The sequence below is a fragment of the Frankia sp. AiPs1 genome, assembly GCF_023716945.1.
Lineage (GTDB): Bacteria > Actinomycetota > Actinomycetes > Frankiales > Frankiaceae > Frankia.
This window is the reverse complement of record NZ_JAMQQF010000793.1, coordinates 1-2,034: the sequence shown is the minus strand read 5'-3', so window position 1 is coordinate 2,034 and position 2,034 is coordinate 1. Positions and strand designations below refer to the sequence as shown.

The 2,034-nt window shown below is 74.4% G+C and carries 1 protein-coding gene; it reads right to left on the bottom strand.

Features of this window, described 5'->3' with window-relative positions; translation table 11 throughout:
- On the bottom strand, positions 1 to 1,986 hold a 1,986-nt coding region (locus tag ND748_RS30715; protein WP_251749792.1), incomplete at its 3' end, for a transglutaminase domain-containing protein.
- Positions 1,987 to 2,034: the final 48 nt, after the last annotated feature.

The following is a 2,034-nucleotide window of genomic DNA, read 5'->3' as shown; positions in this document are numbered from 1 at the left end:
GGTCCGGCCGGGCGGGTCGGCGCCGGCGCCGCCGCCGGGTCGGCCGGGTCGCAGTCGGGCCCGGCGTCGCCGGAACCGGATGATCGCCGGGGTGACCAGCAGGGCCGTCACGGGCACAACGGTCGCGCACAGCCAGATTGTCCAGGTGGGGATGCCGGGGGAGCTGTCGGTGTCCTCGCCCGCGGTCGGGGGGTGCGTCGCGGTCGGGTCGTCGGGGCTCGCCCCGGCGCTGGGCACCGGGACCGGCACCGGCTCGGGCAGCGGCTGGGCACCGGACTCGCTCTCCTGGCCGGCAGGCGCAGCCGCCCCGTCGGGATCGTCGAGGCCGGCGGGTGCGTAGGAGGGCGCGGCCGTCGCCCCGTCGGAGCGGCGGGTCGGCTCGAAGCTCACCCAGCCGATCGAGGGGAACCACACCTCGGGCCAGGCGTGCGCCTGCCGGTTCGTGATCAGGTAGCTGCCGTCCGCCTGCTGCTCGCCGGGTACGAAACCGATGGCGACCCGGGCGGGGAGGTGCAGCATCCGCACCATGACCGTCATCGCGGAGGCGAACTGCTCGCAGTAGCCCCGGTGCGACTCGAAGAGGAACTCGGCGAGGGCGCCTTCCTGGGTGGTCGGTGCGCCGGTCAGGTCGTAGGTGAACAGCGGCCCGCGCAGGTGCTGCTGGATCGCGTACACCTTCTCGTAGGGGGTGCGCGCGTTGCGGGTGATCGATTCGACGAGCTGACGCAGGCGGGGGTCGAGGTTGTCCGGCAGCGAGGTGTCCACGGCCAGATCGGCGGGGGTCGGCCCGGTCGCGGCCTCCAGCTCGGCCCGGGTCGGGTTCGGCGCGGTCGCGTCGACCTGGTAGTGCACGCCCACGGTGGAGGTCCTCGTGGAGAAGATCGTGCCGGTCGGGGCCGCCAGCCGCCAGTCGCCGGTAAGGCCCTTGATCTTGGTGGGGATGCCCGGTACCGGCAGGTAGAGCTCGTTGAACCGAGTGGTGACGGCGATGTCCGCGCTGACCTGCGCCGTGGTGCCGCCGAGGCGCGGCTTCGGCAGACCCTCGCTGACCCGGTTGTCCCGGGTGGCGTTGAGCGCCCGCAGGGTGAAAAGCTGCCCGTCGAAGTTCTCCAACGCCGTCAGCCGCAGGTACCGAGGGGTCTGCGAGCGCACGCTGAGCAGGGGCACCTGCTTGCTGGCGTGCAACTGCTGACTCACCGAGACGATCGGCTGCACGACGCTGGCCGAGCTCGGCCCGTCGCCGGCGCCGTAACCGCCCTTGCGCGAAACCAGGCCCTCACCGTCCAGTGACGGCAGGCCGAGCGGCACCGCGACGGCGACGAGCAGCGCGGCGAGCGCCACCCCGAGCGCGTTCACGGTGAGCCGGCCGCCGAACGCCTCGCGCTCGCCGTTGCCGCGCCCGGCATCGGACACCGTCCGGCCCCACCGGCCGAAGGCCAACCGCCCGTCCAGCAGCAAAAGCGCGACGAAGCTCGCCGCTCCGAGCAGGAACGGGACGGTGCCGACCCCGCCGGGCAGGATCGCCGCCGACACCGCGTACAGGGCCAGCAGCGGTAGCCCGCCGAGGGCGGGGCGGTCCAACGTCACCACGATCAGGTCGACGACCATGACGACGAGGTAGATGCCGATGACGGTCAGGACCACCAGCCCGGGCCGGTGCGGCACCGGCGCCGCCAGCCGGGAGATGTCCGAACTGCCGCCGGCGATGAGCGCGCGCAGGGTCCGCACCGTCCCGGCGGTCGGCACCACCCCGAGCAGGGCCGTTCCCCGGGCGCACAGGACGGTCACGGTGCCGACGAGCCCGGCGAGGCTGAGCAGGACGGCGGCCGCGACCGGTAGCCGCAGCAACCGGCCGAGCGTCGCGGTCGCCACCGCGACGGCGACGGCGATCACGACCGGCCGCATCCACCACAGCGTCCCGTCGAACAGCCGGGACAGCGCGCTGGTGGACAGCAGGCAGGCGGCCGCGGCGACGACGGTGGGCACCGGCCGGACGGTCACCGGGCCGCCCGGCGCGGGGGCTGGCCCGTGGTC